This is a genomic window from Pseudarthrobacter sp. MDT1-22 (assembly GCF_054511035.1).
In genome coordinates this window covers 1-22062 of record NZ_JBTNDK010000017.1, presented here as the reverse complement: position 1 = coordinate 22062, position 22062 = coordinate 1, and the positions used below count along the sequence as shown (strand labels likewise).

The following is a 22062-nucleotide window of genomic DNA, read 5'->3' as shown; positions in this document are numbered from 1 at the left end:
TTGCAATGTCGCTGGGATATATGCCGCTAGAGGAATGCATTCCCGTGTTGGCATATATATTGGCTTACTGGTCCTTACTTTATCTTCAGTAGGTGCCGCTCCTGATGCATGTTAAGCGCTAGGAACGTCGTGGCGCCTTTGTATAGTTTGCACAGAGATCGAGGAACCGGCTGTTGGCCTCTGCCTCCCCGATGCTGACCCGCACGCCTTCGCCGCCGAAGGCTCGCACCGAAAGCGCCTGGGTGCCCGCCAGTTCGGCAAATTCCAAGCTGTTTTCGCCCAGGTTCAACCAGACGAAGTTGCCCTCCGCCTCGGGTACGAACCAGCCGAGTTCACGCAGTCCGGAGGCTACGCGGGCTCGTTCGTCCACGATGCTTTGTACCCTTTCTACAACCAGGGGGTAGTTCTGCAGCGACACAATGGCTGCATTTTCAGCGATCTGTGACACGGCGAAGGGCGTGGCCGCCACGCGCAAGTACTGGGTCAGCGCGGGGTTCGAGACGCTGTAGCCCACGCGCAGGCCCGCCAGTCCGTGTGCCTTGGAGAACGTCCGGAGCACCACAACGTTCGGGTATTTGCGGTACATCGCGATGCCGTCCACGGCATCGCTGGCGCGGACGAACTCCTGGTACGCCTCATCAATCACCACCACGACGTCGGACGGGACCGCCTGGATGAACCGCTCCGTTTCGGCAGTGGTCAGGATGGGGCCGGTGGGGTTGTTCGGGGTGCAGAGCAGGATGACTTTGGTGCGGACCGTTACGGCTGCAGCCATGACATCCAGGTCGTGGCGTCCCTCGGCCGTCAGCGGAATGCGGACGCTCTCCGCACCCACAAGGCCCACGCTGATGGGATACGCCTCGAAGGACCGCCACGCATAGATCACCTCGTCCGCTTTGCCGTCGTCGTTCTGGCCGGCGAACGTGGACAGCAGCTGGTTGAGGGCGCCGAGGCTTCCGGCGCCGGTGACCACGTCCTCGGCCGGCACTGCCAGGAATTCGGCGAGCGCCGCACGAAGCTTGCTGCTGAGGGGATCGGGGTAGCGGTTGAAGTCCGTCTGGTTGGAAATTGCCTCCAGCACTGCCGGAAGAGGGGGCAGGGGGTTCTCGTTCGAGGATAGCTTGTAGCTGGCCAGCCCATCCACGGCGACGGGAGGCTTTCCTGCAGCGTACCGGGGTAGCCGGCTAACCACGGGGCGCGGCCGGATTTCGCCAGGCAGGATCTCTGATGAAGTCATGCAAACTAGCCTACTTCGCCTGACCGGCACGGGCCGGGTGGGCGCCCAGTCGGGGCTCAGGGCAGTGTGACAGCATGGGCCTATGCGCTCTTTTATTGTTCGAGTCCTTATCAACGGGCTGGCCCTCTGGATTGCCAGCTGGATACTGCCGGGCCTGGATATCTCAACTTCCGCCGCTACCGAGGCGGTGGCCACCACGGGCGTCACACAGGGCACGGAGACCATCGGCGTCGTTCTCGCGTACCTGTTTATCGGGCTGATCTTCGGCGTGGTGAACGCGTTTGTCCGCCCCCTGGTCAGCTTCCTGTCCTTGCCCATCACCATCCTCACGCTTGGACTGTTCACTATCGTCATCAACGCCGCCATGCTGTACCTGACGTCCTGGCTCAGCAGTTACACGCCGGTGAACTTCACCATCGATTCGTTCTTCTGGACGGCCGTCCTCGCGGCCATCATCATCACCCTCATTTCGCTGGTTGCCGGGCGGCTGACAGGCGCCGGTAGGCGCTGACCGGCGAGCCTGATCTGCTCGGCCGGATTGCCTGGCAGCATCATTTAGCGCTGTGTCGGCTGCGGCGCCGGCACCGGACTATCACGTCGCACCGGCTGGGGTGAAGACGGTTGCGCTGAGGGTTGCGGCGGCTGAGGTGGCGCCTGCGCCATGGGCGTTGGCACCGCCCCAGGGGCCAGCGCGGTCTCGGGAGGCTTCGAACGGGACAGCGCGAAGCGGGTGGCCGTTGCCGTGCCGCCTGCCCCCAGGACGCCGCCAAGAACCGCGGTTGACGCCATCAGACAGGGATCGTCGCTTGCTGCGACGAGCCGCGCGGCTCCCTGGTAGTTGTTGAGATTGTGGCCCGGCCCGATACCGAATTCGCCGCCTTCGGGCGTGGTTACTGGGCTGTTGAGGGTCACCGTAACCCGGTTTCGGGCGTCCGGGTTCGGTGTGCCGTCACTGCCGGGCACCCAATCCTGCCGGTGCTCCAGGTGAAGGGCAGTGACGTCGGCGTCCGGAACAATGCCACCCACGGGAGACCCTGCGGTGAGGACAAATTTCATGTCGTACTCGTTAAGGAATAGATCGTTGGCCGCCAGGTTCATTGCATGGATTCCACCTTGGCTGTAACCCACGGCCACTACGGGTGCCCCCTTTTCCGCGCCGGCTGCCTGCAGGGCCCGTAGCACCGCCGCGTTGATTTCTGCGGAGTTGTGGCCCAGCCCTTCAACGATGCCGGCTTCGTCGAAGGGATTAACGCCGCCCATTTCACCTCCGGCCTGCGTTCCGGGAATGACCACCATGTAGGCCTTCTGTTCCCCGTTATCCACTTCGACGACTTCGATGTAGCCTTCACCGCGTTCATCGATGATCCGTGCCCGTTCCAACAACGCAGCCGGAGAACCGTCGAATTCAATGGGCAGCGTCTCCTTCTTTTCCAACGTGACCGAACGCGGCTGAAGGATTCGGTTTGAACGCCCGGACACACCGGCGAGCAAAGGTACCGCCGCCGCAATATGCCTGCCCGCCGCCATGTCTGCCGCAAGCGCTACCCAAAAGCGCTCCGGGGAGACTGCCAGCAAGGCAGCAATCGCAAGAGGTCCCACGGCGAGTTCCGTGACTTCCCTGTTGGGAACCGGACCCATGCCGAGGTCTACCGCCTGCCGGCCAAGGGTTTCGGAGCTCGTCAGGCCGCCCCCAAGTCCGCGCGAGAATCCCGCCCACGCTTCCGCCGTTTCGTAGTCTCTTTTGCAGTCCCGCACCTGGCTGCTGATTCCCTGCAGCTCCGTCCGAACCGCCTGGACGCTCCATTGGGCCTCCCCGACGTCCATCAGGGCCGCCGTTCCGGTGGGACGCGCTTCATCCTGGTACGGGCACAGGTCTTCCCAGATGCGGCGAACCTCCACTTCCACGGCAGCCAGCTCCCCCGCAGCAGCCTCGAGCTTGTCCGCGCCGCCTACGAGCTCCTCCAACTGAAAACTGATGCCACCAACGCCGCCCCTGATTTCCATGCCTCCGTCCACGGCAGGCCCTGTCAGCTGGATAGGACCGCCGCTGCCGGATGGCGTCACCTCGGCCATCAGTACCGCCCCGCCGGGTTGCCGGCGGACATTCCCACCGCCTGCGCATGGCGTCTCACCGAAGCCAACGCGTCCTCAAGCCGTACCCTGGCCGTTCCAAGAGCCACCTCCTGCAACGCCACCGAGTTCCTGTACGCCCTCCCGGCAGGTGACTGCCAGTCCAAAAGCTGGATCTCGCGAAAGCCGCCGAGGACCTTTTCCACCCTCCCCAAGCAAAGGTCAACCCGGGCCGCCAACTGCTGAACCTCATAACCTCGGGACATGCATGCCGCCATGTCGGCTGCCGTCGCGTCACTGCCCATGCCCGTTCCCCCTCCCGGATACCCGCCCGAACTTCTCGTCAGTCAAGGCCAACTCCTGAACCCCGACGCTACGGAACGCCGCCCCCACGACGGAAGCACCGCCGTCGGCTATGTGGACAAGTCACGCCGCTGTTCACATGCGACGGACCGCTTAAGCGGCAGTGAGGAGTTCATGAAAGAATCAGCACATGCCTGAAACTGCCGCCACAGCTGATACCCGCACGCCCTCCGGACGCCTGGCCCTCGCCGCGTCACCGGACCAGATCGCCCTGGGTCCGCTGGACGGCCGTTACCAGTCCGCCGTTGCGCCCCTCGTTGACTACCTGTCCGAGGCAGCCCTGAACCGTGACCGCGTGGCCGTGGAAGTCGAGTGGCTCATCCACCTGACCAGCAACAATGTCCTTCCCGGCGCAGGCCGGCTCACCGCGGAACAGCAGGAAAAGCTCCGCGCGATCGTCACCGAATTCAACTCCGCCTCGGTGTCCGAGCTCGCCGAAATCGAAGCCGTAACCGTCCATGACGTGAAGGCTGTGGAGTACTACATCGGCCGCCGGCTGCCCGCCATCGGCATCGAGAACCTGACCGCCATGGTCCACTTCGGCTGCACGTCCGAGGACATCAACAACCTCTCCTACGCCCTGGGCGTCAAGGGTGCTGTGGAGGACGTGTGGCTGCCCGCCGCACGCGCCCTCGTTGCCCAGATCAGCAAGATGGCCGAGGACAACCGCGCAGTCCCCATGCTGTCCCGCACGCACGGCCAGCCGGCCACGCCCACCACCCTGGGCAAGGAACTGGCCGTCATCGCGCACCGCCTGACCCGCCAGCTGGACCGGATCGCGGGGACCGAATACCTGGGCAAAATCAACGGCGCCACCGGCACCTATGCAGCCCACGTGGCCTCTGTCCCCGGCGCTGACTGGCAGCAGGTGGCCAAGTCCTTCGTCGAGGGCCTGGGCCTGACCTGGAACCCGCTGACCACCCAGATCGAAAGCCACGACTGGCAGGCCGAGCTCTACGCCGACGTCGCGCGGTTCAACCGGATCCTGCACAACGTCTGCACGGACATGTGGAGCTACATCTCCATCGGCTACTTCGCCCAGGTCCCCGTGGCCGGCGCCACCGGATCCTCCACCATGCCGCACAAGGTCAACCCCATCCGGTTCGAGAACGCCGAAGCGAACCTGGAAATTTCCTCCGGCCTCCTGGACGTGCTGGGCTCCACGCTGGTGACCTCCCGCTGGCAGCGCGACCTCACCGACTCCTCCAGCCAGCGCAACATCGGTGTGGCGTTCGGCCACTCCCTCCTGGCGATCTCCAACGTGGCCAAGGGCCTTGACCGCCTCGATGTTGCCGAAGACGTGCTCGCCGGGGACCTGGACACCAACTGGGAAGTTCTGGGCGAGGCCATCCAGATGGTCATGCGTGCCGAAGCGATCGCCGGCGTCGAAGGCATGGAAAACCCGTACGAGCGCCTCAAGGACCTCACCCGCGGACAGCGTGTGGACGCCGCCCGGATGCAGGAATTTGTCCAGAGCCTGGGCCTCTCCCCCGACGCCGAGTCCCGGCTGCTCGCCCTCACGCCCGGCAAGTACACGGGCATCGCTGACCAGCTGGTGGACCACCTCAAGTAAGCACGCCCGCGGGCACAAGAAGTACGACGGCGGCGCCGGGTCCTTGGAGGGCCCGGCGCCTTTCGGTGGTTGAGCTTGCCGAAACCGGTTGCGGTGGGCGCGCCCGACGTCGGCCCGGCAGGCAGACGCCGGATCTCGCCGCCGGATGCGAAACTGGAGTCATGAAGCTGCTCCTCATCCGCCACGGACAGACCCCCGGCAACGTACTCGGCCAGCTGGACACCGCCCACCCGGGGCCGGGGCTGACCGAGCTGGGAGAACGCCAGGCCGAGGCCATGGCACGGTCCCTGGCCAACGAGCAGATAGGCGCAGTGTACGCATCAACACTTCTGCGGACCCAGATCACGGCCGCCCCGCTGTCCCGGCTCCACGGGCTTGAGCTTGAAGTCCTGGATGGGCTGCACGAGATCGAAGCCGGGGCGCTGGAGAAACTGACCGATCACGAGTCGCACATGCGCTACATGGGGACCGTGTTCGCATGGGCAGCCGGTGACCTGGAGCGCCGGATGCCGGCGGGCCCGGACGGCCACGAATTCTTTGAGCGGTTCGATACCGCGATCAACCGGATTGCCGAGCGCGCGGCCAGCAATGGTGGCTCCGCCGTCGCGGCCGTGGTGAGTCACGGCGCGGCCATCCGCACCTGGACCGGGCTCCGCGCCGCCGGCGCCGACCATGAGTTCGCGGCCCGCCACGTCCTGTCCAACACGGGCATCGTGGCCCTGGAAGGGGACCCCGGCGCCGGTTGGAAGCTGATCCACTGGGACGGGAGCCCGGTGGGCGGCCTCGCTCTCGCGGATCCGACCGCCGAGGACCCTACGGGCGGCGCCGCGTAGCCGCTGGGAAACACTGGACGCCATGTGGCGGGGCGTCCATGATGAAGTCAGGCATGAGGCTTCCCCAGGGGACCACGGCCAGTGGTGCCAGCCCTTGCCGTGGAGGCGCAGTGGAATGTCACGCGAAACCGCACCGGCTGCCCAGGGAGGGGCTGCCGGTCCGTTCGAGGCCAACGATTCATTCTTCGCGGACTACTACGAGCACGTCGCGGCGGAGGACCTCCTGGACTACAGTCCGGAGACCCTGGGCCGGCGGGCTCGGTACCACGCGGAATTAGCGGGCATCCGCGCTCCCGGACAGTCCGTCGTCGGGGTCCTGAATGAAACCGATGCGAGCATCAAGATGGTGGTCGCCAATGACATGCCCCATCTGGTTCACTCGGTGACAGCCGAGCTGACCAGGGAGAGTCCGTCGATCCGGCTGCTGGTGCATCCCACGTTCCGGGTGTGGCGGGACCCTGAAACGCATGCGTTGCTGGACGTCGCGCATGGGCCATCGCGGGCCGGACTGACAGCGGCGAACGCCGGCCACGCGGAAATCCCGGACGTCCGCCCGGACGAGTTGGACGGCATCCAGGACGGGACCACAGAGACTTGGGTGGCCGTGGAAATCGGCAGGCTGCCTGGGGACTCGGGCGCCGAGGAAGTCATCGCGAACCTCCACGGGGTGCTGGCCGATGTTCAGGCAGTCGCCGAAGACCTCCCAACCATCCATGCCCAGGTGACAGCCGCCGTCGGCTCCGTTGACGGATTCCCCAGCGCCACGGTCCCGGCCCCGGATCAGCTCCGGGAACTGCTGCTCTGGCTGGACAACGGCAACTTCGTGTTCCTCGGGTACAGCGAATATGAGCGCACGACGGCGGGCGGCCGGGATGCCCTGCGCGTGCGGGCGGGCGCGGGGCTGGGGCTGCTCCGGGAGGACCGTCCGGAAGGCGGGACTGGTCCCGCCTCCGGCGCACCTCACACAGAGGAGTCCGGGGAGGCAAGCCCCCACAGCCCGCGGGCACTCACGCTCGCCACCTCGGATCTGCGTTCCTCGGTCCCCCGGCCCGCCTACCTGGACGAGATCCGTCTTCGGATCTTCGACGATGGCGGAGCCGCGGCCGGAGAGCGGCGCTTTGTGGGCCTGCTCGCCCCGGGCGCCACAGGCCAGTCCGTACGCCGCATTCCGGTGGTCCGGGACAAGGTCCTGGCCGTGCAGGAACACCTTGGTTTCAAGACTGCCTCGCACCAGGGCAAGGAACTGCTGGCGGTGCTGGAGTCGTTTCCACTCGACGAGCTGTTCCATATGGAACAGCACGATCTGGCCCAGCTGGCCACGGAGATCCTGCGCCTGCAGCAGCGCCGCCAAACGCGGCTTTTCCTGCGGCCGGACAGCATCGGACGCTTCATGTCCGCCCTGGTTTTCCTTCCCCGGCGCCGCTACAACACGGCGGTCCGGCTCAGGATCGAGCAGGAACTCAGGCACGCCTTCAAATCCCCGTCCATCGAGTTCGAGGTCCGGCTGGGCGACTCCCCCATGGCCCGGGTGTTCTTCCGGATCCTGCTGGGCCCCGGGACGCCAGCGCCCGACGTCGACCCCCTGGAGCTGGAGCGGCGTGTAGTGGCGGCAAGCCGCTCGTGGACGGAGGGCCTGGACGAGTCCCTCCGTGACCAATTCACCGCAGAGGAGGCGGCGCGGCTCTCGACACTGTGGCAAGGCTCGTTTCCGCCCGGCTACCGTGCGGACCACGACGCCGAGGACGCGGTCCGCGACATCGCCGCCTTCGAGGAATTCGACCTTGACGGGACGGGCGGGCGGGCGCTGGACGACCCTCTGTTGACTGTCTATGTCCGGCCGGAAGCCACGCGGCCGCCGGCAGAGGACGCGCGGATGCGCCTCTACCTGACCAGCGCCCAGGACCTCTTCCTCTACGACCTCGGGCTGAAGTACCCGCCCGGCATCGATCCCCTGGAAACCAGCATGCTGCTGGCGGATTCGTTCTGCGCGGCCATGCGAGGAGACATCGAGTCGGACGGCTTCGACGCCCTGGTGATCAGGGAGTGGGTCAGCTGGCGCCAGGCCGTGGTCCTCCGCAGCTACGCCAAATACCTGCAGCAGCTGGGCACCCTGAATTCCTATGGCTTCATGGCGGACACCCTGCTGTCCAACACCCGGGCCACGCACGCACTGCTCGCGCTGTTCCACGCCAAATTCGTTCCCGGCATTGACTGGACCCGGCGCCTCCGCGAAACGGCCGCCGCCAGGAAGGAACTGATGGCCGCGATCGAGGAAATCCCCAGCCTCGACGCCGACCGGCTGCTCCGCACGTTCATGAACCTGATCGAGGCCACACTCAGAACCAACTACTTCCTGGACCGGCCCCATGTGAGCTTCAAGCTCAGCCCGGGCGCCATCCCCAACGCACCGTTTCCGAGGCCCAAGTTCGAGATCTGGGTGTACTCGCCGCGCGTGGAAGGGGTTCACCTGCGGTTCGGCATGCTGGCCCGCGGGGGCCTGCGCTGGTCGAACCGCAGCGAGGACTTCCGCACCGAAGTCCTGGGGCTGGTCAAGGCCCAGAACGTCAAGAACTCGGTCATTGTGCCCACCGGGGCCAAGGGCGGCTTCTACGCCAAACGGCTTCCGGATCCTGCGATGGACCGGGCCGCATGGATGGCCGAGGGGCAGGAGAGCTACCGGATCTTCATCAGGGGAATGCTCGATCTCACGGACAACCTGCTTGGTTCCGGAAACGGCGGCTCGGTGGTAGCCCCCAAGAATGTGGTCCGGCACGACGGCGACGATTACTACCTGGTGGTGGCCGCAGACAAGGGGACGGCTGCTTTTTCGGACACCGCCAACGAGGTGGCCCACGCGTACGGCTTCTGGCTCGACGACGCCTTCGCCTCCGGCGGGTCCGTAGGCTACGACCACAAGGAAATGGGCATCACGGCCCGCGGCGTGTGGGCGTCGGTGAAGCAGCACTTCAGCGAGCTGGGCCTGGACACGCAGCAGGAGAATTTCACGGTCGCGGGCATTGGCGACATGAGCGGCGACGTCTTCGGCAACGGGATGCTGCTCTCCCGCCATATCGTGCTAGTGGCGGCCTTCGACCACCGGCACATCTTCCTGGACCCAAACCCCGATCCGGACACCTCCTATGCAGAACGCCGGCGACTTTTCGGGCTGCCCCGGTCCTCCTGGGCCGACTATGACGCCCGGGCCATCAGCGCGGGCGGCGGCGTCTACGCCCGGTCCGCAAAGACCGTCCCAATCAGCGATCCGGTCCGGATCGCGCTGGGCCTCGAAAGTGGCCGGAGCAGCATGGCGCCGCAGGAACTCCTCCAGGCCATCCTTCGCGCCCCGGTGGATCTGATGTACAACGGCGGCATCGGCACGTACATCAAGGCCTCCAGCGAAACCCAGGCCGAGGTGGGAGACAAGGCCAACGACGCCATCCGCATCAATGGACACGAACTGCGGGCCCGGGTCATCGCCGAAGGCGGAAACCTTGGCGTCACCCAGCGGGGCCGGATCGAAGCCGCGCTGCACGGAGTCCTCCTGAACACCGACGCGATCGACAACTCGGCCGGCGTCGACTGTTCCGACCACGAGGTCAACATCAAGATCTTCGTCGATGCGATGATCGCGGCAGGACTGATGCGGCGGGAGGAGCGGACCGGGTTCCTGCATTCGCTCACCGATGAGGTGGCCAGGCTCGTCCTGAAGGACAACACCGAGCAAAACGCGCTCCTCGTGGCCGAGCGGCAGCTCGTGCTGAACTGGAGCCCCGGGTTCGAGCGGACTATGGACTGGCTGGAAACCACGGCCGACCTGGACCGGAACCTCGAAGGGTTGCCGAGCACGGCGGCCCTGCATGCCCGCCTGGAGCACGGGGAAGGACTGACCTCCCCCGAACTGTCCGTGCTGGCCGCCTACGCCAAGATCGAACTGGCCCGGGAACTGAATGTCAGCGACCTCGCCGACGCCCCCTGGTTCCACCAGGCCCTGCGCAGCTATTTCCCCCGCCAGATCGTGGAACGCTTCGGCGCCGAACTGGACAGGCATCCGCTGCGCCGTGAGATCGTGGGAACCGTCATGGCCAACGACATCGTCAGTATCGGCGGAATTACTTTCGCGTTCCGCGCCATCGAGGAAACCACGGCCAGCGCCGCCGCCGTTGCCAGGGCCTTCGTGGTCCTGCGGGAGGCTTACGATCTGGATTCGATAGTCGCGGCCCTGGCCGCACTCCCCCCGGAATTCCCCAGCAAGGAAAGCGCCGGGGTGGCCCTGCACATGCGCAGGCTTTTGGACCGCGCCACCCGCTGGTATGTGACCCATGACCACAGGGACCAGCCGATCTCCGAAGCCCTGGCCCGGATCAAGCCGACGCTCGACTTCCTGCGAACCAAGACCTCGCACTACTTGCGCGGGGCCGATCTTGACCTTGTGGAGGACCGCCTGGCGCACTGGGACAGCGTCGGTCTGCCCGCGGAGCTCGGCAAGCGGGCGTCTGATTTGCTGGAAAGCTTCGGTCTCCTGGACATCTCGCTCATCTCGGAACAAGTCCGGGAGCCCGTCACCGCGATCATCGACGTCCACTACGCAATCTTCGAGCGCATTGGCGTGGTCAGGTTGTTGCTTCGCATAACGGACCTCCCCAGGGCGAACCGCTGGGAAGCCCTTGCCCGGGCGGCGCTGCGCGACGATGCCTATTCGGCCGCCGCCGACATGACCACGTCCGTCATGAAGTCCACTCCGCCACAAGCTCCAGGAGTCGATGCCATGGAACGGATCGTGGCCTGGGAGCGCGGGTACCAGGAGCAGCTGGCCCGGATCAAGGACACGTTTGCTGAAGTGACCAAACCAGGGGACGTGGACATCGCCTCGATCTCCGTCGCCCTGAAGCTGCTGCGAACCCTGGTCCGCCGGTAGCCCGTAGTTCTCCGGACGCTTACGCCAAGGAAACACCACGGTAACCGCGGCTTCGTAGGCTTGATGTGCATAACCCCTCCAGCGAAAGAGGCTCGCGATGCAGACCAACCCACGGCTCAACATCAGGCAGGTCACCTGGGCCAACCCTGTGGGTGCCGATCTGCGCAGGGCCCAGCAGGCGGAACTGGACGCCCGCTTCGGTACCCCTGACCACGAACCGGGGACCCCGCCGTCGGGCGCTGACTGTGCCGTGTTCCTGGTGGCGTACGACAAAGGCTCGGGACAGCCCGTGGGCTGCGGCGGACTCAGGCTGCTGGACAGCGCCACGGCCGAAATCAAGCGGCTCTACGTGCTTCCATATACGCGCGGCTCTGGCGTGGCCAGCTCCATCCTGGCTGCCCTCGAAGCGGAGGCGCACAAGCAGGGCATCACGCGCATCAAGGCCGAAGCAGGCTCAGCGCAGCCGGACGGCCGGAACTTCTACGAGAACTCCGGCTTCGATTCCGTCCCCAACTTTGGCGCTTACGTGGGCGTGGAGCACTCGTACTGCTACGCCAAGTCGATTGACTCGCACAGCGCCGCCCACACCGCCATGGCCTGAGCCAAATCCGGGCGGCGGTCCGTTACACAACAACTGCCAGCACGTAACCTGCGCCGCGGCACGCTAACCTCGCCATATGGAATCCACTGACATCACCTTCCGCACCCGCAAATGGATCCGGCCGGAGGACCTGAACGCCAACGGAACCCTCTTCGGCGGAAGCCTGCTGAAATGGATCGATGAGGAAGCCGCGATCTACGCCATCCTCCAGCTTGGCAACGGCCGTGCGGTCACGAAGTACATCTCGGAGATCAACTTCGTGAGCTCCGCGGTGCAGGGAGACCTGGTGGAAATGGGCCTGACGGCGACGCGCTTCGGACGGACGTCATTGACTATGCGCGCCGAAGTCCGCAACATGATCACGCGCCAAAGCATCCTCACCATCGAAGAGATCGTCTTTGTGAACCTCAGCCCGGCCGGCAAGCCCGAGCCTCACGGCTACACCGAAATCACCTATGAGCGGGACCGGATTCCCACGCATCACCTGACGGAAACCCTCATTCAGGACTGACGACGGCGGGACGGGCCCCGCGCGGGCGGGGCGGGGCGGGTGAGACCCGAGCGGGCGTGCCGGCAGCCGGGATGCCGGCCGTTTGCGATGGATCCCTGGGACGTACGGCATAGGATCGATAGCCGGACCCATTGAAAGGACCCTCTTGGCCAAGCTCTACTTCCGCTACGGCGCCATGAACTCAGGAAAGTCCACCGGGCTCCTGCAGGCCGCTTTCAACTACGAAGAGCGGGGCCAGCGTGTCCTTCTCGCCAAGCCCGACGTGGACACCAAAGGCGATACCGACATTGTGTCCCGGCTGGGCATGACCCGGTCCGTGGACTTCCTGATCTCCGCCACCACGCCCGTCCGTGAGCTCTTCGCCGCCCATGCGGCCGGCGACGACCCCGATGCCCTGCTGGAGCACGTGGATCAGAAGCCGGTGGCCTGCCTGCTGGTGGACGAGGCCCAGTTCCTCACCCCGGACCAGGTGGATGACCTGTTCCGCATCGCCGTCCTGGACAACGTGCCGGTGCTGGCCTACGGCATCAGGACTGACTTCCTGACCCGCGCCTTCCCGGGATCGCGCCGGCTTATGGAGGTCGCCCACACGCTGGAAGAGCTCAAGACCATTTGCCGGTGTGGGCGCAAGGCCATCTTCAACACCCGGCGCGTCGGCAACGAAGTGGTGTTCGACGGCGACCAGGTGGCCATCGACGGCCAGGACGTCTGGTACGAGTCCCTCTGCGGCTCCTGCTATCTCGAGGAGTCCGGCGGCCGCTTGGGCTCGTGAGTTTGCCCCCGCAGCCTGTTCCCACAATCGGAACGGCGGGGCAACGCCGCCGAAACACCCCGCTGTGATCCTTGAGGCATGAAGCCCACTGCAAGGAACCCTGCCGCGGCTGATTTGAGCTGTGAAGTCTGCGGCCTGATGCCGGAACCCACCAAGACCCGCCTGACCTTGGCCAACGTGGCCGTTATGCTCCCGATCGAACTGCTGGTCCACGCCCTCGTGGTGGGAACGCACCTGCCGTATCTTGCCAAGGTGCTGGTCCTCACGCTCACGGCCACCGTGCTGGTGATCTGGGTGGCGGAGCCCTCCGCCGCCCGGATGCTCCGCGGCTGGCTGCACGCGCCGGCGCTCCGGCACCACAGGAAGCTGGGCAGCGCACCGGCGCTGTGGCGGGCACGCACGGTGCTCCAGGACCACCCGGGTTCGCTGCAGAAAATCACCCGGGCGCTGGCCCGCCTGGACACCAACATCCTCAGCATCCACGTCCACCCCGTTGCAGGCGGTGTGCTGGACGAGTTTGTGCTCTCGACGCCGGGGAACCTCAGTGAACGGCACCTGCTGGAGGCACTGCACGACGGCGGCGGCTCAAGTTCGCGGGTCTGGCCCACCACCGCGCTGGCCATGGCGGACGGCCAGACGAAGGCGCTGAGCCTGGCGGCACGAATCGCCGACGCCCCGGACGAGCTTCCGCTGGCAGTCGCCGAGCTGCTTCGTGCCCGCATCCTCACCCCCGCAGAGGCCACCCTGGAAGCGGACGCCGACGGCACCCGCCTGAAGATCCCCACCGCCTGGCACGGCCCCATCACCTTCGCCCGTCCCGGGGAACCCTTCACACCCGCCGAGTCAGCCCGCGCGCACCGGCTCGCCGAGCTCGCCGAAATCCTGGCCCACCGTCCGGCGCCCTCACCCTGCATGTAGGTTCCCCGCCAATGTAGGTAGCGCTATCTGTCGTTATGGGGCCTCAAAACGACAGTTAGCGCTACCTAGTTGGGCCGGTTACATCCGGATGGTGAGCGCGCCGGGCTCAATGGTCATCAGGACGTGCTTGCCGTCGCCTTCGTGGTCGCCGTCGAGCTGATAGTCATCGTTGTGCTCGAGGGTGACCTCTACGGATTTACCCTGGTAGTACTCCACGGACGTGTCCTTGCCGCGGCCCTTGCCGATCATGCCGGCCACCACGGAGAACCACCCGAATTTCCCCCTCGGTGCCAGCACGGCCACGTCCAGCAAGCCGTCATCCATCTTGGCGTCCGGGAAGATCTCCAGTCCGCCCTGGACCTTGCCGCAGTTGCCCACCATCACGCTGCGGACCCCGCGGTGCACCACCGTCTTGCCGTCGAGGACGATGGTGGCCTTCACTGGTTTGCCCGGGAGGTTCCGGATCCCGGCGTCCACGTAGGCCAGCCAGCCCACCTTGTCCTTGAGGTCCTCGTTGGTGTCGGCCATGATGGTGGCGTCGTAGCCCACTCCGGCCATGACCAGGAAGACCTGCTCCTTGTCCGGATCATTGCGGGCGGCCCGGACCACGTCGATCTTCCGCTCCGTGCCCGCCAGGGCCCCGGCCATGGCGCCGTCAAAGTCGGTGACGTCCATGCCCAGGTTCCGGGCCAGGAGGTTTCCGGTGCCGAACGGAAGCAACCCCATGGGCACGTCCCCGCCGGAAAGGACCTCGGCCACACACCGCACGGTGCCGTCGCCGCCGGCGGCAATAACGACGTCGGCCCCTTGCTTGAGTGCCTCCTTCGCCTGGCCGACGCCGGGGTCCTCCTTGGTGGTCTCCAGCCAGATGGGATCTCCCCAGCCGTTCTTCGAGCAATGCTTGGCTGCCAGGGCACGGACGTCGATGTCCACCGGCTTGGCAGGATTGATGATGATGGCCGGGCGCTTGAGGGAAGTGGAGCTGTTGGCTGTCATGGTGTCCTTCGCTGACATGGGAATTGGGCCTTGCGGACAAGCGTACTTCGCTACAGCGCCTTCACCGCGCCCAGCACCTTGGCCAGGGAATCCTTGGCGTCGCCAAAGAGCAGCGAGGTCTGCGGTTCGTACAGGAGCTCGTTCTCAATTCCCGCGAATCCGGGCCGCATGGAGCGTTTCAGGAAGATCACCTGCCGGGCGTCGGCCACCTCCAGGATGGGCATACCGTAGATCGGCGAGCCGGAGGACGTCTTCGCCGCCGGGTTCACCACGTCGTTGGCGCCCACGACCAAAGCGACGTCGGCCATGCGGAACTCGGAGTTGATCTCGCCCATCTCCTTGAGCGATTCGTACGGCACGTTCGCCTCGGCCAGGAGCACGTTCATGTGCCCCGGCATGCGGCCCGCCACGGGATGGATGGCGAAGTCCACCTCGATGCCGCGGGCTTCGAGGGCCAGGGCCAGCTCGGCCGCGGTGTGCTGGCCCTGCGCCACCGCCAGGCCGTAGCCGGGGACAATGATCACGCGCTGCGCGTAGCCCAGGAGCACCGCCACGTCCTCCGCGCTGGAGGACCTGACGGGACGTTCGCTCACGGCGGTGGACCCCGCCGTCGAACCTCCCTTGAAGGCGCCAAACAGGATGCCTGCCACGCTGCGGCCCATCGCGGCCGCCATGGCCCGAGTGAGGATGGTACCGGAGGCGCCCACCAGCGTGCCGGCCACCACCAGCAGCACATTGCCGAGCACCACTCCGGACGCCGCCACGGCCAGGCCGGTGAACGCGTTCAGGAGCGAGATGACGATGGGCACGTCCGCGCCGCCCACCGGCAGCACCAGCAGCGCACCGGCGGCCAAGCCCAGCACCATCAGCAGCACCGCGAGCGCCAGGGAACCGGTCAGGACGACGGCCACGGCGGTGCCCACGGCGGCGAGCAGCACCGCTGCCATCACCACGGGAAGGCCCGGAAAAACGATGGGACGGGTGGTCATGAGCTCCTGGAGTTTGGCGAAGGTGACCCCGGAGCCCGCGAAGGACACGGCCCCCACCAGCAGGGTGAACGCGATGGCGACGCGGACCCAGGGGTCGGCCGTGTGGCTGAGTTCCAGCAGCGCCACCAGGGCTGCGGCGCCGCCGCCCACGCCGTTGAACAGTGCCACAAGCTGCGGCATCTGTGTCATCTGCACGCGCCGGGCGACCGGAGCGGCCACGGCGGACCCCACCGCGATGGCACCGATGATCCAGGGGATGTTGTCCAGCCGGGCGGAAAGGAAGACCGTGACGACGGCGAGCAGCGCACCGAAGGCACCGATCAGGTTGCCGCGCCGGGCAGTCCGGGGCGAGCTGAGGCCGCGAAGGGCAAGAATGAAGAACACCGCGGCGGCGAGGTAAAGGAGCGAGGTCCAGACCGGATCGAGGAGGGTCACTTTGCTTCCTCCCTGCCGGTTGCTTCCTTGAGCGGGGCTTCCTGGCGGACCACGTCTTTCCGGGCACGGAACATGTGCAGCATCCGGTCCGTCACCACAAAGCCGCCCACCAGGTTGGCGGTGGCCAGCACCACGGCGAGCAGCGCCACCGCCAGGATCCACGGGTCCGCCGCCTGGCCGGCCACGATAATGGCGCCAACAAGGATGATGCCGTGGATGGCGTTGGCGCCGGACATCAGAGGCGTGTGCAGGGTGCTGGAGACCTTGGAAACCACTTCGAAGCCCACAAACACCGCCAGCACGGTGACCGTCAGCAGGCTCATGCCGTCCATCAGATTCCCCCCTCGTTCTGGACCCTGTCGATCTGGAGCCCCTCGATCCGGATCCCGTCGTTCCGGACCCGATCGTCCTGGACCCGGGGCGCATGGTCGGGCAGGGCGGGGACAAGAGCCGCCAGTGCCTCTGCCGTGGGCAGGTGCCGCACCGCGCCGTCGTGCGTGAGGCACGCGCCGGCGATCACGTCGTCCTCGAAATCGGGGGCAACGGTGCCGTCCCGGACCATCAGGGCGAGCAGGTTGGCCACGTTCTTGGCATACAGGCGGGACGCGTCCTGCGCCATCGCGGACGGTGCGTCCTTCAGCCCCACCAGCGTGACGTGGCCCTGCCCGTCGGCGGTCGGAACCAGGATGTCCTCGCCGGGAACAGCGCCCTCGACGTTACCGCCGGACTCCGCAGCGAGGTCGACGACGACGGAGCCGGGGCGCATGCCCTGCACCATTTGGCGGCTCACGAGGAGCGGTGCGCGCCTGCCCGGGACGGCCGCCGTCGTAATCAGGACATCCGCCACGGCGACGTGCGGGGCGAGGAGTTTTCGCTGGAGGGCGCCGCGGTCGGCACTGAGTTCGCGGGCGTAGCCACCCGATGCCTCCGCCGTTTCCAGGTCCAGCTTGATGAACGTGCCGCCCATCGACGCAACCTCGTCAGCGGAGGCGGGCCGGATGTCGTTGGCGGAGACCCGGGCCCCCAGCCGTTTCGCGGTGCCGATGGCCTGCAGCCCGGCAACCCCGGCTCCGAGCACCAGCACGCGGGCCGGCGGGACGGTGCCGGCGGCGGTCATGTACAGCGGAAAGAAGCGCGGGAGCCGGATCGCGGCTTCGAGCACGCAGCGGTAGCCAGCCACCAGGGCCTGGGAGCTGAGTGCGTCCATGGACTGGGCGCGCGAGATGCGGGGCACCAGTTCCAGGGCGAAGGCGGTGACGCCGGCCTCCACGAGCGCCTGCACGGTGGCGAGTTCGGACGACGGCGAGGCCAGGCCAACGGTGACGGCGCCCCTCTTCAGGGCTGCCGCCGTCGGGGGTTCCAGCGGGCGGACGTGGACCAGGACGTTCAGTTCGCCGGGATCCAGGTCCTGGACGATGCGGGCGCCGGCGTCGGCGTAATCGTGGTCTGAGTAGCCGGCGGCGGCCCCTGCTCCTGCCTCGATCAGGACGTCCAGGCCAAGTCCCGCCAGCTGCTTGACCGTTTCCGGCGTGGCGGCCACACGCCGCTCACCCTCATGACGTTCCCGCGGTATGCCCAGTTTCAAACCGCCAACTCCCTTACGGACGAGTGCGGCAGTACCTCTGGCGTTGGCTCCCAGCCGTGGTCCGGCTGTTTCAGGGCGGGGCTTCGAGTAGCGGCACTGCTGCACGTGGTTGGCTAGAGTCTATGGCGCTTTGATGGGATGCGGTGGCTATGTTGCTGCGGGTCAACCGGTTGGCTGTCTTTTGGGGCGTGTCTGCGGCTGCCCCGGGCATCGGTCCGAAGCTTGAAACGCCAGCGAGTGTTTGAATATCCACACATCCGACGATGTTGGTATATTCAAACAATGCGCAATGTTGTAATATTCATACACTTGACAGTGTTGCCATAATCAATCATGAGGAGTGGCATGCCCGCCTTCGAAGCCCGCAGCCCCAAGGAATTCGGCGCCGCAGTAAAGCACGTGCGCACTGGACGCGGATTGACGCAGGAACAGCTGGCGGAGGAACTCGGTATCCCCCGCCTGTATCTTGCGAGCCTTGAGTCCGGTACCCCGACCCTATGGGCCACACGCATGTTCCGGACTCTTCGTCGCCTTGGAATCAGGGTGACCATCAGCTACGACGTTCCCGCAGGATCCACTGGTGCCTGACCACTTGGACGTCTATCTCTACGATGATCACATTGGCACGGTAACGCCCACGCGGCGGGACCGGCGGCAGGTGACATTCACGGTGAACCCTTCATTCGCCGGGGCGCCGGGGCTTCTCAGCGAGGGTTTCTCACTCGTCCCGGGGACAACTGTCGACACCCGGCAGGTCTCCAATTTTCTCGGCGGTTACGCCCCCGAAGGAAACCACCGCATCCAGCTTGCACGTAAAGCCCGCATTGATGAGAGTGACCTGTTCGCATTCCTCAAGAAATACGGGCTAACCATGGCCGGGGCCCTCTCCTTCCGAACCGATTCGCCCGGCGACCATGCCCCCGGCGCTTACCGGCCTCTCAACACGCGAGAAGTGATCCGTAAACTCGAAACAGCCCAGCGGGACTTTGACCTGGGAAATGAGCCAGACAGCGGCCGCTCGATGCTCCCGGGGTTCCAACCAAAAGTTCTCCTGGCGAAATTCGCTGATGAGTGGGCCTACCCGGAGAATCGGGCGCATTCGACTCACATTCTTAAGCCGCCGCCACCACACCGCCCTGCAACAATCTTCGATGAATACTACTCCCACGAACTGTCACGACACATGGGTCTGACCAGCTTCCAGAGTGAGCTGGTCACCTACAACCGAGTCACGTTCCTTGCCATCCAGCGATACGACCGCATCGTGGAGGGAGAAGCCGTCCGTCCCATCCATCAGGAGGACGCTGCACAGGCTCTCGGCCTCGACTGGACTGACTCCGCCGTCAAGTTTCAGAATCCCGAGCAGCCCACCTCGCCGCTAAGGCCCACGGCCCGGAAGATCGCGGAACTCTTTGGATCCTTCGGCGACGGGACAGATCTGGAGATTTGGTTGCAACACCTGGTCTACAACGTGATCATCGGCAATCATGACGCGCACGCGAAAAACGCCTCCATAGTTCATGATCCGAAGGGGGATTCACGGATCGCCGACCTCTACGACGCCGTCCCCATTCTGCACATTAACGACGATCCGTCGCGGATCGGTTCACGGAAGATTGGCGACGAGCTGTCGTTGGCGATCGGCGATGAGTTCAACCACCACCGGATCACCCTTGATCATTTCTACGCCGAAGCCGCCAGCTGGGGTGGAATAGGAAAACGACGCACCGAGTCGGTCATTCGCGACACGCTTGCCCGCCTGGCTGTTGCCCTGAACGAAACGCCGGTCATTTCCGGCGGCAGCCCCGCTCTCCGGGACAGGATCGGCTATAACCTCGACCGGATTGAATCCGGAAAGTCGATCGGAAAGCCAAAAAGGCCGATCGCCGCCTGGTCGAAACGCGCCTGACCTTACGGAGGCTACCGCCGGGCGGTCAGGTCCGCCGAGACGAGCTTCGCGGTAGCCACGATTCCCCGGGTCACTGCGGCCAGATACGCTTCCGGGTCCGGCTGGGCTGCTACCGACTGGGCCTGGAGGGACACGTTAACCGCGGCCACCACTTTGGTTGGCCCGTCGTACACGGGAGCGGCAACGGACATCAGCCCGATTTCAAGCTCCTGGTCCAGCAGGCACCAGCCCTGGGCGCGGACGGTTTCCAGCACCACCAGCAGCTCGGGGACAGTGCCCAGCCCGCGCGGCGTCAGCGGTTTAATCTCCGCCGCTTCCAGGTAGTCCTTCAGTCCGGCGGGCGGCAGGGCCGCGAGCAGCACCCTGCCCATGGACGTGGCATAGGCCGGGAACCGCGTGCCGACGGTGATGCCCACGTTCATGATGCGGCGTGTGGTCACCCGGGCGACGTAGGCGATGTCCGTGCCGTCCAGCACCGCCGCAGATGTGGATTCGCCCAGCTTGAGGGACAGTTCCTCCAAGTGGGGCTGGGCCAGCTGCGGCAGGGACAGCCCGCTGAGGTAGGCGTAGCCGAGCTGCAGCACCTTGGCCGTGAGCGCAAACGTTTTGCCGTCGGTCCGTACGTAGTCCAGCTCAACGAGGGTGTGCAGGAAGCGCCGGGCCGTGGCTCTGGTCAGGTCCGTCCGGGCAGCCACCTCGGTGAGGGTCATGACCGGGTGGTCGGTATCAAAGGCGCGGATCACGGCCAGCCCGCGCGCCAGCGACTGCACGTACTGGTCACTCGCCTGCGGGGCGGCCCGTGAGTCTGCGGGTGCATTGGTCATGGTTACCAATCCTATTCGGCGCTTGAGTGCCAGTTCGCGCCCCGTGGGTTAGAGCGCGACGGCGGCGGCTGACTTGAGCGGCACGGGCACCAGTTCCTGGAGTTCCTCGAAGGTGCAGCCGAACGTCTCGCGGACTGTGACGCCGTCGGGCCCGGTGAGGAAGACGGCCTTGTCCGTGTACACGCGGGTCACGCAGCCCACGCCGGTGAGCGGGTACGTGCACGCGTCCACGATCTTCGACGCGCCGTCGCGGGTCAGGAGCGTCATCATCACAAAGACGTCCTTGGCACCCGTGGCGAGGTCCATCGCGCCGCCCACAGCCGGGATGGCGTCCGGGGCGCCGGTGTGCCAGTTGGCGAGGTCGCCCGTGGCCGAGACCTGGAATGCGCCAAGCACGCAGATATCCAGGTGGCCGCCGCGCATGATCGCGAATGAATCCGCGTGGTGGAAGTAGGATGCCCCGGGCAGCTCGGTGACAGGGATCTTGCCGGCGTTGATGAGGTCGCCGTCGATGTCGTCACCCACGGCTTCCGGGCCCATGCCCAGCATGCCGTTCTCCGTGTGGAGCGTGATGTTCTGCTCCGGCTTGAGGTAGTTGGAGACCAGGGTGGGCTGGCCGATGCCCAGGTTCACGAAGGAACCCGGCGCGATGTCGCGGGCCACCAGTTCCGCGAGCTGATCGCGGCCAAGCGGCTTGTCGGACGTCTGAATGCTGGCCTGGCTGTTGGTCTGTGCGCTCATGTTCAGGCCACCTTCACGATGCTGTTGACGTAGATTCCGGGGGTCACAACGTTTTCGGGATCGAGCCCCCCGGTGGGGACGATCTCGGACACCTGGACCACCGTGTGCTTCGCGGCGGCGGCCATGATGGGACCGAAGTTCCGCGCGGTCTTGCGGTACACGAGGTTCCCCACGCCGTCGGCCTTCAGTGCCTTGATCAGCGCGACGTCGGCGAGGATGGGCGTTTCGAAAACCTGGCCGCGGCCGTCAATAATGCGGGTTTCCTTGCCCTCGGCCAGCATGGTGCCGTAGCCGGTGGGCGTGAAGAACCCGCCGATACCGGCACCGGCGGCGCGGATCCGCTCGGCCAGATTGCCTTGCGGCACCAGTTCCAGCTCGATCTCGCCAGCGTGGAACTTGGCGTCGAAGTGCCACGAATCGGACTGCCGCGGGAAGGAGCAGATCATCTTCTTCACCCTGCCTTCCTTGATCAGCAGTGCGAGGCCCTGATCGCCCTGGCCGGCGTTGTTGTTCACCACGGTCAGGTCCTTGGCGCCGCAGTCCATCAGCGCGTCGATCAGTTCGAACGGCTGGCCGGCGTTGCCGAACCCGCCGATCATCACAGTGGAGCCGTCCTTGATGCCGGCAACGGCGTCGGCCACGGTATCTACAAAAGTCAGCATCTCTTAGCCCTTCACTGGTTTTGCCGGCGGGGCGGCGGTGACGTTTTCGAGGACGACGGCGAGGCCCTGGCCCACGCCGATGCAGATGGCGGCGACGCCCCACCGCTCACCGGAGGCCTGCAGGGACC

19 protein-coding genes are annotated in these 22062 nt (G+C 65.9%); 10 read left to right on the top strand and 9 right to left on the bottom strand.

All coding sequences use genetic code 11. The annotated features are described in order from the left end of the window. Positions 1-118: 118 nt before the first annotated feature. Entirely contained in the window at positions 119-1237 is a 1119-nt protein-coding gene (locus ACX80M_RS13895; RefSeq protein WP_252611512.1) for a histidinol-phosphate transaminase, read from the bottom strand. Between the two features lie 82 nt (positions 1238-1319). Here ACX80M_RS13895 and ACX80M_RS13890 point away from each other — a divergent pair, with 82 nt between their 5' ends. Next, on the top strand, positions 1320-1748 hold the full coding sequence (locus ACX80M_RS13890) for a phage holin family protein (RefSeq protein WP_252599645.1): 429 nt from the start codon (positions 1320-1322) through the stop codon (positions 1746-1748). A 44-nt stretch (positions 1749-1792) separates the two neighbouring features. Here ACX80M_RS13890 and ACX80M_RS13885 read toward each other — a convergent pair whose 3' ends face one another. Further along, entirely contained in the window at positions 1793-3241 is a 1449-nt protein-coding gene (locus ACX80M_RS13885) for a hypothetical protein (protein ID WP_459309859.1), read from the bottom strand. Between the two features lie 559 nt (positions 3242-3800). Here ACX80M_RS13885 and purB point away from each other — a divergent pair. The 7 genes from purB to ACX80M_RS13850 all read left to right on the top strand — a co-directional run bounded on the left by purB (position 3801) and on the right by ACX80M_RS13850 (position 13793). Next, entirely contained in the window at positions 3801-5243 is a 1443-nt protein-coding gene (purB, locus tag ACX80M_RS13880; protein WP_058930721.1) for an adenylosuccinate lyase, read from the top strand. Between the two features lie 161 nt (positions 5244-5404). After that, positions 5405-6076, top strand: a complete 672-nt coding sequence (locus tag ACX80M_RS13875; protein ID WP_252611509.1) for a histidine phosphatase family protein — start codon at positions 5405-5407, stop codon at positions 6074-6076. Positions 6077-6191: 115 nt separating this feature from the next. Next, a complete protein-coding gene (locus tag ACX80M_RS13870) occupies positions 6192-10991 on the top strand; it encodes an NAD-glutamate dehydrogenase (RefSeq protein ID WP_459309858.1) in 4800 nt (1599 codons plus the stop codon). Positions 10992-11088: 97 nt separating this feature from the next. Further along, positions 11089-11592 (top strand): GNAT family N-acetyltransferase, encoded by a 504-nt coding sequence (locus ACX80M_RS13865; RefSeq protein WP_056341852.1) that lies wholly within the window; start codon positions 11089-11091, stop codon positions 11590-11592. Positions 11593-11668: 76 nt separating this feature from the next. Further along, the gene (locus ACX80M_RS13860; RefSeq protein WP_082575848.1) at positions 11669-12103 is read left to right on the top strand and encodes an acyl-CoA thioesterase; all 435 of its coding nucleotides are present in this window, start codon (positions 11669-11671) and stop codon (positions 12101-12103) included. 145 nt (positions 12104-12248) lie between these two features. After that, positions 12249-12875 (top strand): thymidine kinase, encoded by a 627-nt coding sequence (locus ACX80M_RS13855; RefSeq protein WP_141138805.1) that lies wholly within the window; start codon positions 12249-12251, stop codon positions 12873-12875. A gap of 78 nt (positions 12876-12953) precedes the next feature. Then, positions 12954-13793 (top strand): ACT domain-containing protein, encoded by an 840-nt coding sequence (locus ACX80M_RS13850; RefSeq protein WP_459309857.1) that lies wholly within the window; start codon positions 12954-12956, stop codon positions 13791-13793. Between the two features lie 78 nt (positions 13794-13871). Here the strand turns inward: ACX80M_RS13850 and ACX80M_RS13845 are convergent, their stop codons facing one another. The 4 genes from ACX80M_RS13845 to ACX80M_RS13830 are packed head-to-tail and all read right to left on the bottom strand — an operon-like array spanning position 13872 to position 17798. Then, the gene (locus ACX80M_RS13845; protein WP_252599651.1) at positions 13872-14789 is read right to left on the bottom strand and encodes a diacylglycerol/lipid kinase family protein; all 918 of its coding nucleotides are present in this window, start codon (positions 14787-14789) and stop codon (positions 13872-13874) included. Positions 14790-14839: 50 nt separating this feature from the next. Then, the gene (locus ACX80M_RS13840) at positions 14840-16213 is read right to left on the bottom strand and encodes an NAD(P)(+) transhydrogenase (Re/Si-specific) subunit beta (RefSeq protein ID WP_252599652.1); all 1374 of its coding nucleotides are present in this window, start codon (positions 16211-16213) and stop codon (positions 14840-14842) included. Next, positions 16210-16545, bottom strand: a complete 336-nt coding sequence (locus ACX80M_RS13835) for an NAD(P) transhydrogenase subunit alpha part 2 (RefSeq protein ID WP_252599653.1) — start codon at positions 16543-16545, stop codon at positions 16210-16212. Before ACX80M_RS13835 ends, ACX80M_RS13840 begins: the two co-directional genes overlap by 4 nt. After that, positions 16545-17798, bottom strand: coding sequence for a Re/Si-specific NAD(P)(+) transhydrogenase subunit alpha (locus ACX80M_RS13830; RefSeq protein ID WP_252611501.1), 1254 nt, complete (start codon positions 17796-17798; stop codon positions 16545-16547). The genes ACX80M_RS13835 and ACX80M_RS13830 overlap by 1 nt, the downstream gene beginning before the upstream one ends. Positions 17799-18143: 345 nt before the next feature. Here ACX80M_RS13830 and ACX80M_RS13825 point away from each other — a divergent pair, with 345 nt between their 5' ends. Beyond that, entirely contained in the window at positions 18144-18386 is a 243-nt protein-coding gene (locus ACX80M_RS13825) for a helix-turn-helix transcriptional regulator (protein ID WP_252614520.1), read from the top strand. Continuing rightward, a complete protein-coding gene (locus ACX80M_RS13820; RefSeq protein WP_459309856.1) occupies positions 18379-19707 on the top strand; it encodes a type II toxin-antitoxin system HipA family toxin in 1329 nt (442 codons plus the stop codon). The genes ACX80M_RS13825 and ACX80M_RS13820 overlap by 8 nt, the downstream gene beginning before the upstream one ends. An 11-nt stretch (positions 19708-19718) precedes the next feature. Here ACX80M_RS13820 and ACX80M_RS13815 read toward each other — a convergent pair whose 3' ends face one another. The 3 genes from ACX80M_RS13815 to ACX80M_RS13805 are packed head-to-tail and all read right to left on the bottom strand — an operon-like array spanning position 19719 to position 21934. After that, positions 19719-20531, bottom strand: coding sequence for an IclR family transcriptional regulator domain-containing protein (locus ACX80M_RS13815; RefSeq protein ID WP_252611496.1), 813 nt, complete (start codon positions 20529-20531; stop codon positions 19719-19721). A gap of 48 nt (positions 20532-20579) precedes the next feature. After that, positions 20580-21272, bottom strand: a complete 693-nt coding sequence (locus tag ACX80M_RS13810; protein WP_252599658.1) for a 3-oxoacid CoA-transferase subunit B — start codon at positions 21270-21272, stop codon at positions 20580-20582. A 2-nt stretch (positions 21273-21274) separates the two neighbouring features. After that, positions 21275-21934 (bottom strand): 3-oxoacid CoA-transferase subunit A, encoded by a 660-nt coding sequence (locus ACX80M_RS13805; protein WP_252611494.1) that lies wholly within the window; start codon positions 21932-21934, stop codon positions 21275-21277. Between the last annotated feature and the right edge of the window lie 128 nt (positions 21935-22062).

Excerpts from the sequence above, each read along its gene's own strand:
- ACX80M_RS13895 (WP_252611512.1), bottom strand. The coding sequence starts at position 1,237 with ATGACTTCATCAGAGATCCTGCCTGGCGAAATCCGGCCGCGCCCCGTG.
- ACX80M_RS13890 (WP_252599645.1), top strand. The coding sequence starts at position 1,320 with ATGCGCTCTTTTATTGTTCGAGTCCTTATCAACGGGCTGGCCCTCTGG.
- ACX80M_RS13885 (WP_459309859.1), bottom strand. The coding sequence starts at position 3,241 with ATGGAAATCAGGGGCGGCGTTGGTGGCATCAGTTTTCAGTTGGAGGAG.
- purB (WP_058930721.1), top strand. The coding sequence starts at position 3,801 with ATGCCTGAAACTGCCGCCACAGCTGATACCCGCACGCCCTCCGGACGC.
- ACX80M_RS13875 (WP_252611509.1), top strand. The coding sequence starts at position 5,405 with ATGAAGCTGCTCCTCATCCGCCACGGACAGACCCCCGGCAACGTACTC.
- ACX80M_RS13870 (WP_459309858.1), top strand. The coding sequence starts at position 6,192 with ATGTCACGCGAAACCGCACCGGCTGCCCAGGGAGGGGCTGCCGGTCCG.
- ACX80M_RS13865 (WP_056341852.1), top strand. The coding sequence starts at position 11,089 with ATGCAGACCAACCCACGGCTCAACATCAGGCAGGTCACCTGGGCCAAC.
- ACX80M_RS13860 (WP_082575848.1), top strand. The coding sequence starts at position 11,669 with ATGGAATCCACTGACATCACCTTCCGCACCCGCAAATGGATCCGGCCG.
- ACX80M_RS13850 (WP_459309857.1), top strand. The coding sequence starts at position 12,954 with ATGAAGCCCACTGCAAGGAACCCTGCCGCGGCTGATTTGAGCTGTGAA.
- ACX80M_RS13845 (WP_252599651.1), bottom strand. The coding sequence starts at position 14,789 with ATGACAGCCAACAGCTCCACTTCCCTCAAGCGCCCGGCCATCATCATC.
- ACX80M_RS13835 (WP_252599653.1), bottom strand. The coding sequence starts at position 16,545 with ATGGACGGCATGAGCCTGCTGACGGTCACCGTGCTGGCGGTGTTTGTG.
- ACX80M_RS13825 (WP_252614520.1), top strand. The coding sequence starts at position 18,144 with ATGCCCGCCTTCGAAGCCCGCAGCCCCAAGGAATTCGGCGCCGCAGTA.
- ACX80M_RS13815 (WP_252611496.1), bottom strand. The coding sequence starts at position 20,531 with ATGACCAATGCACCCGCAGACTCACGGGCCGCCCCGCAGGCGAGTGAC.
- ACX80M_RS13810 (WP_252599658.1), bottom strand. The coding sequence starts at position 21,272 with ATGAGCGCACAGACCAACAGCCAGGCCAGCATTCAGACGTCCGACAAG.
- ACX80M_RS13805 (WP_252611494.1), bottom strand. The coding sequence starts at position 21,934 with ATGCTGACTTTTGTAGATACCGTGGCCGACGCCGTTGCCGGCATCAAG.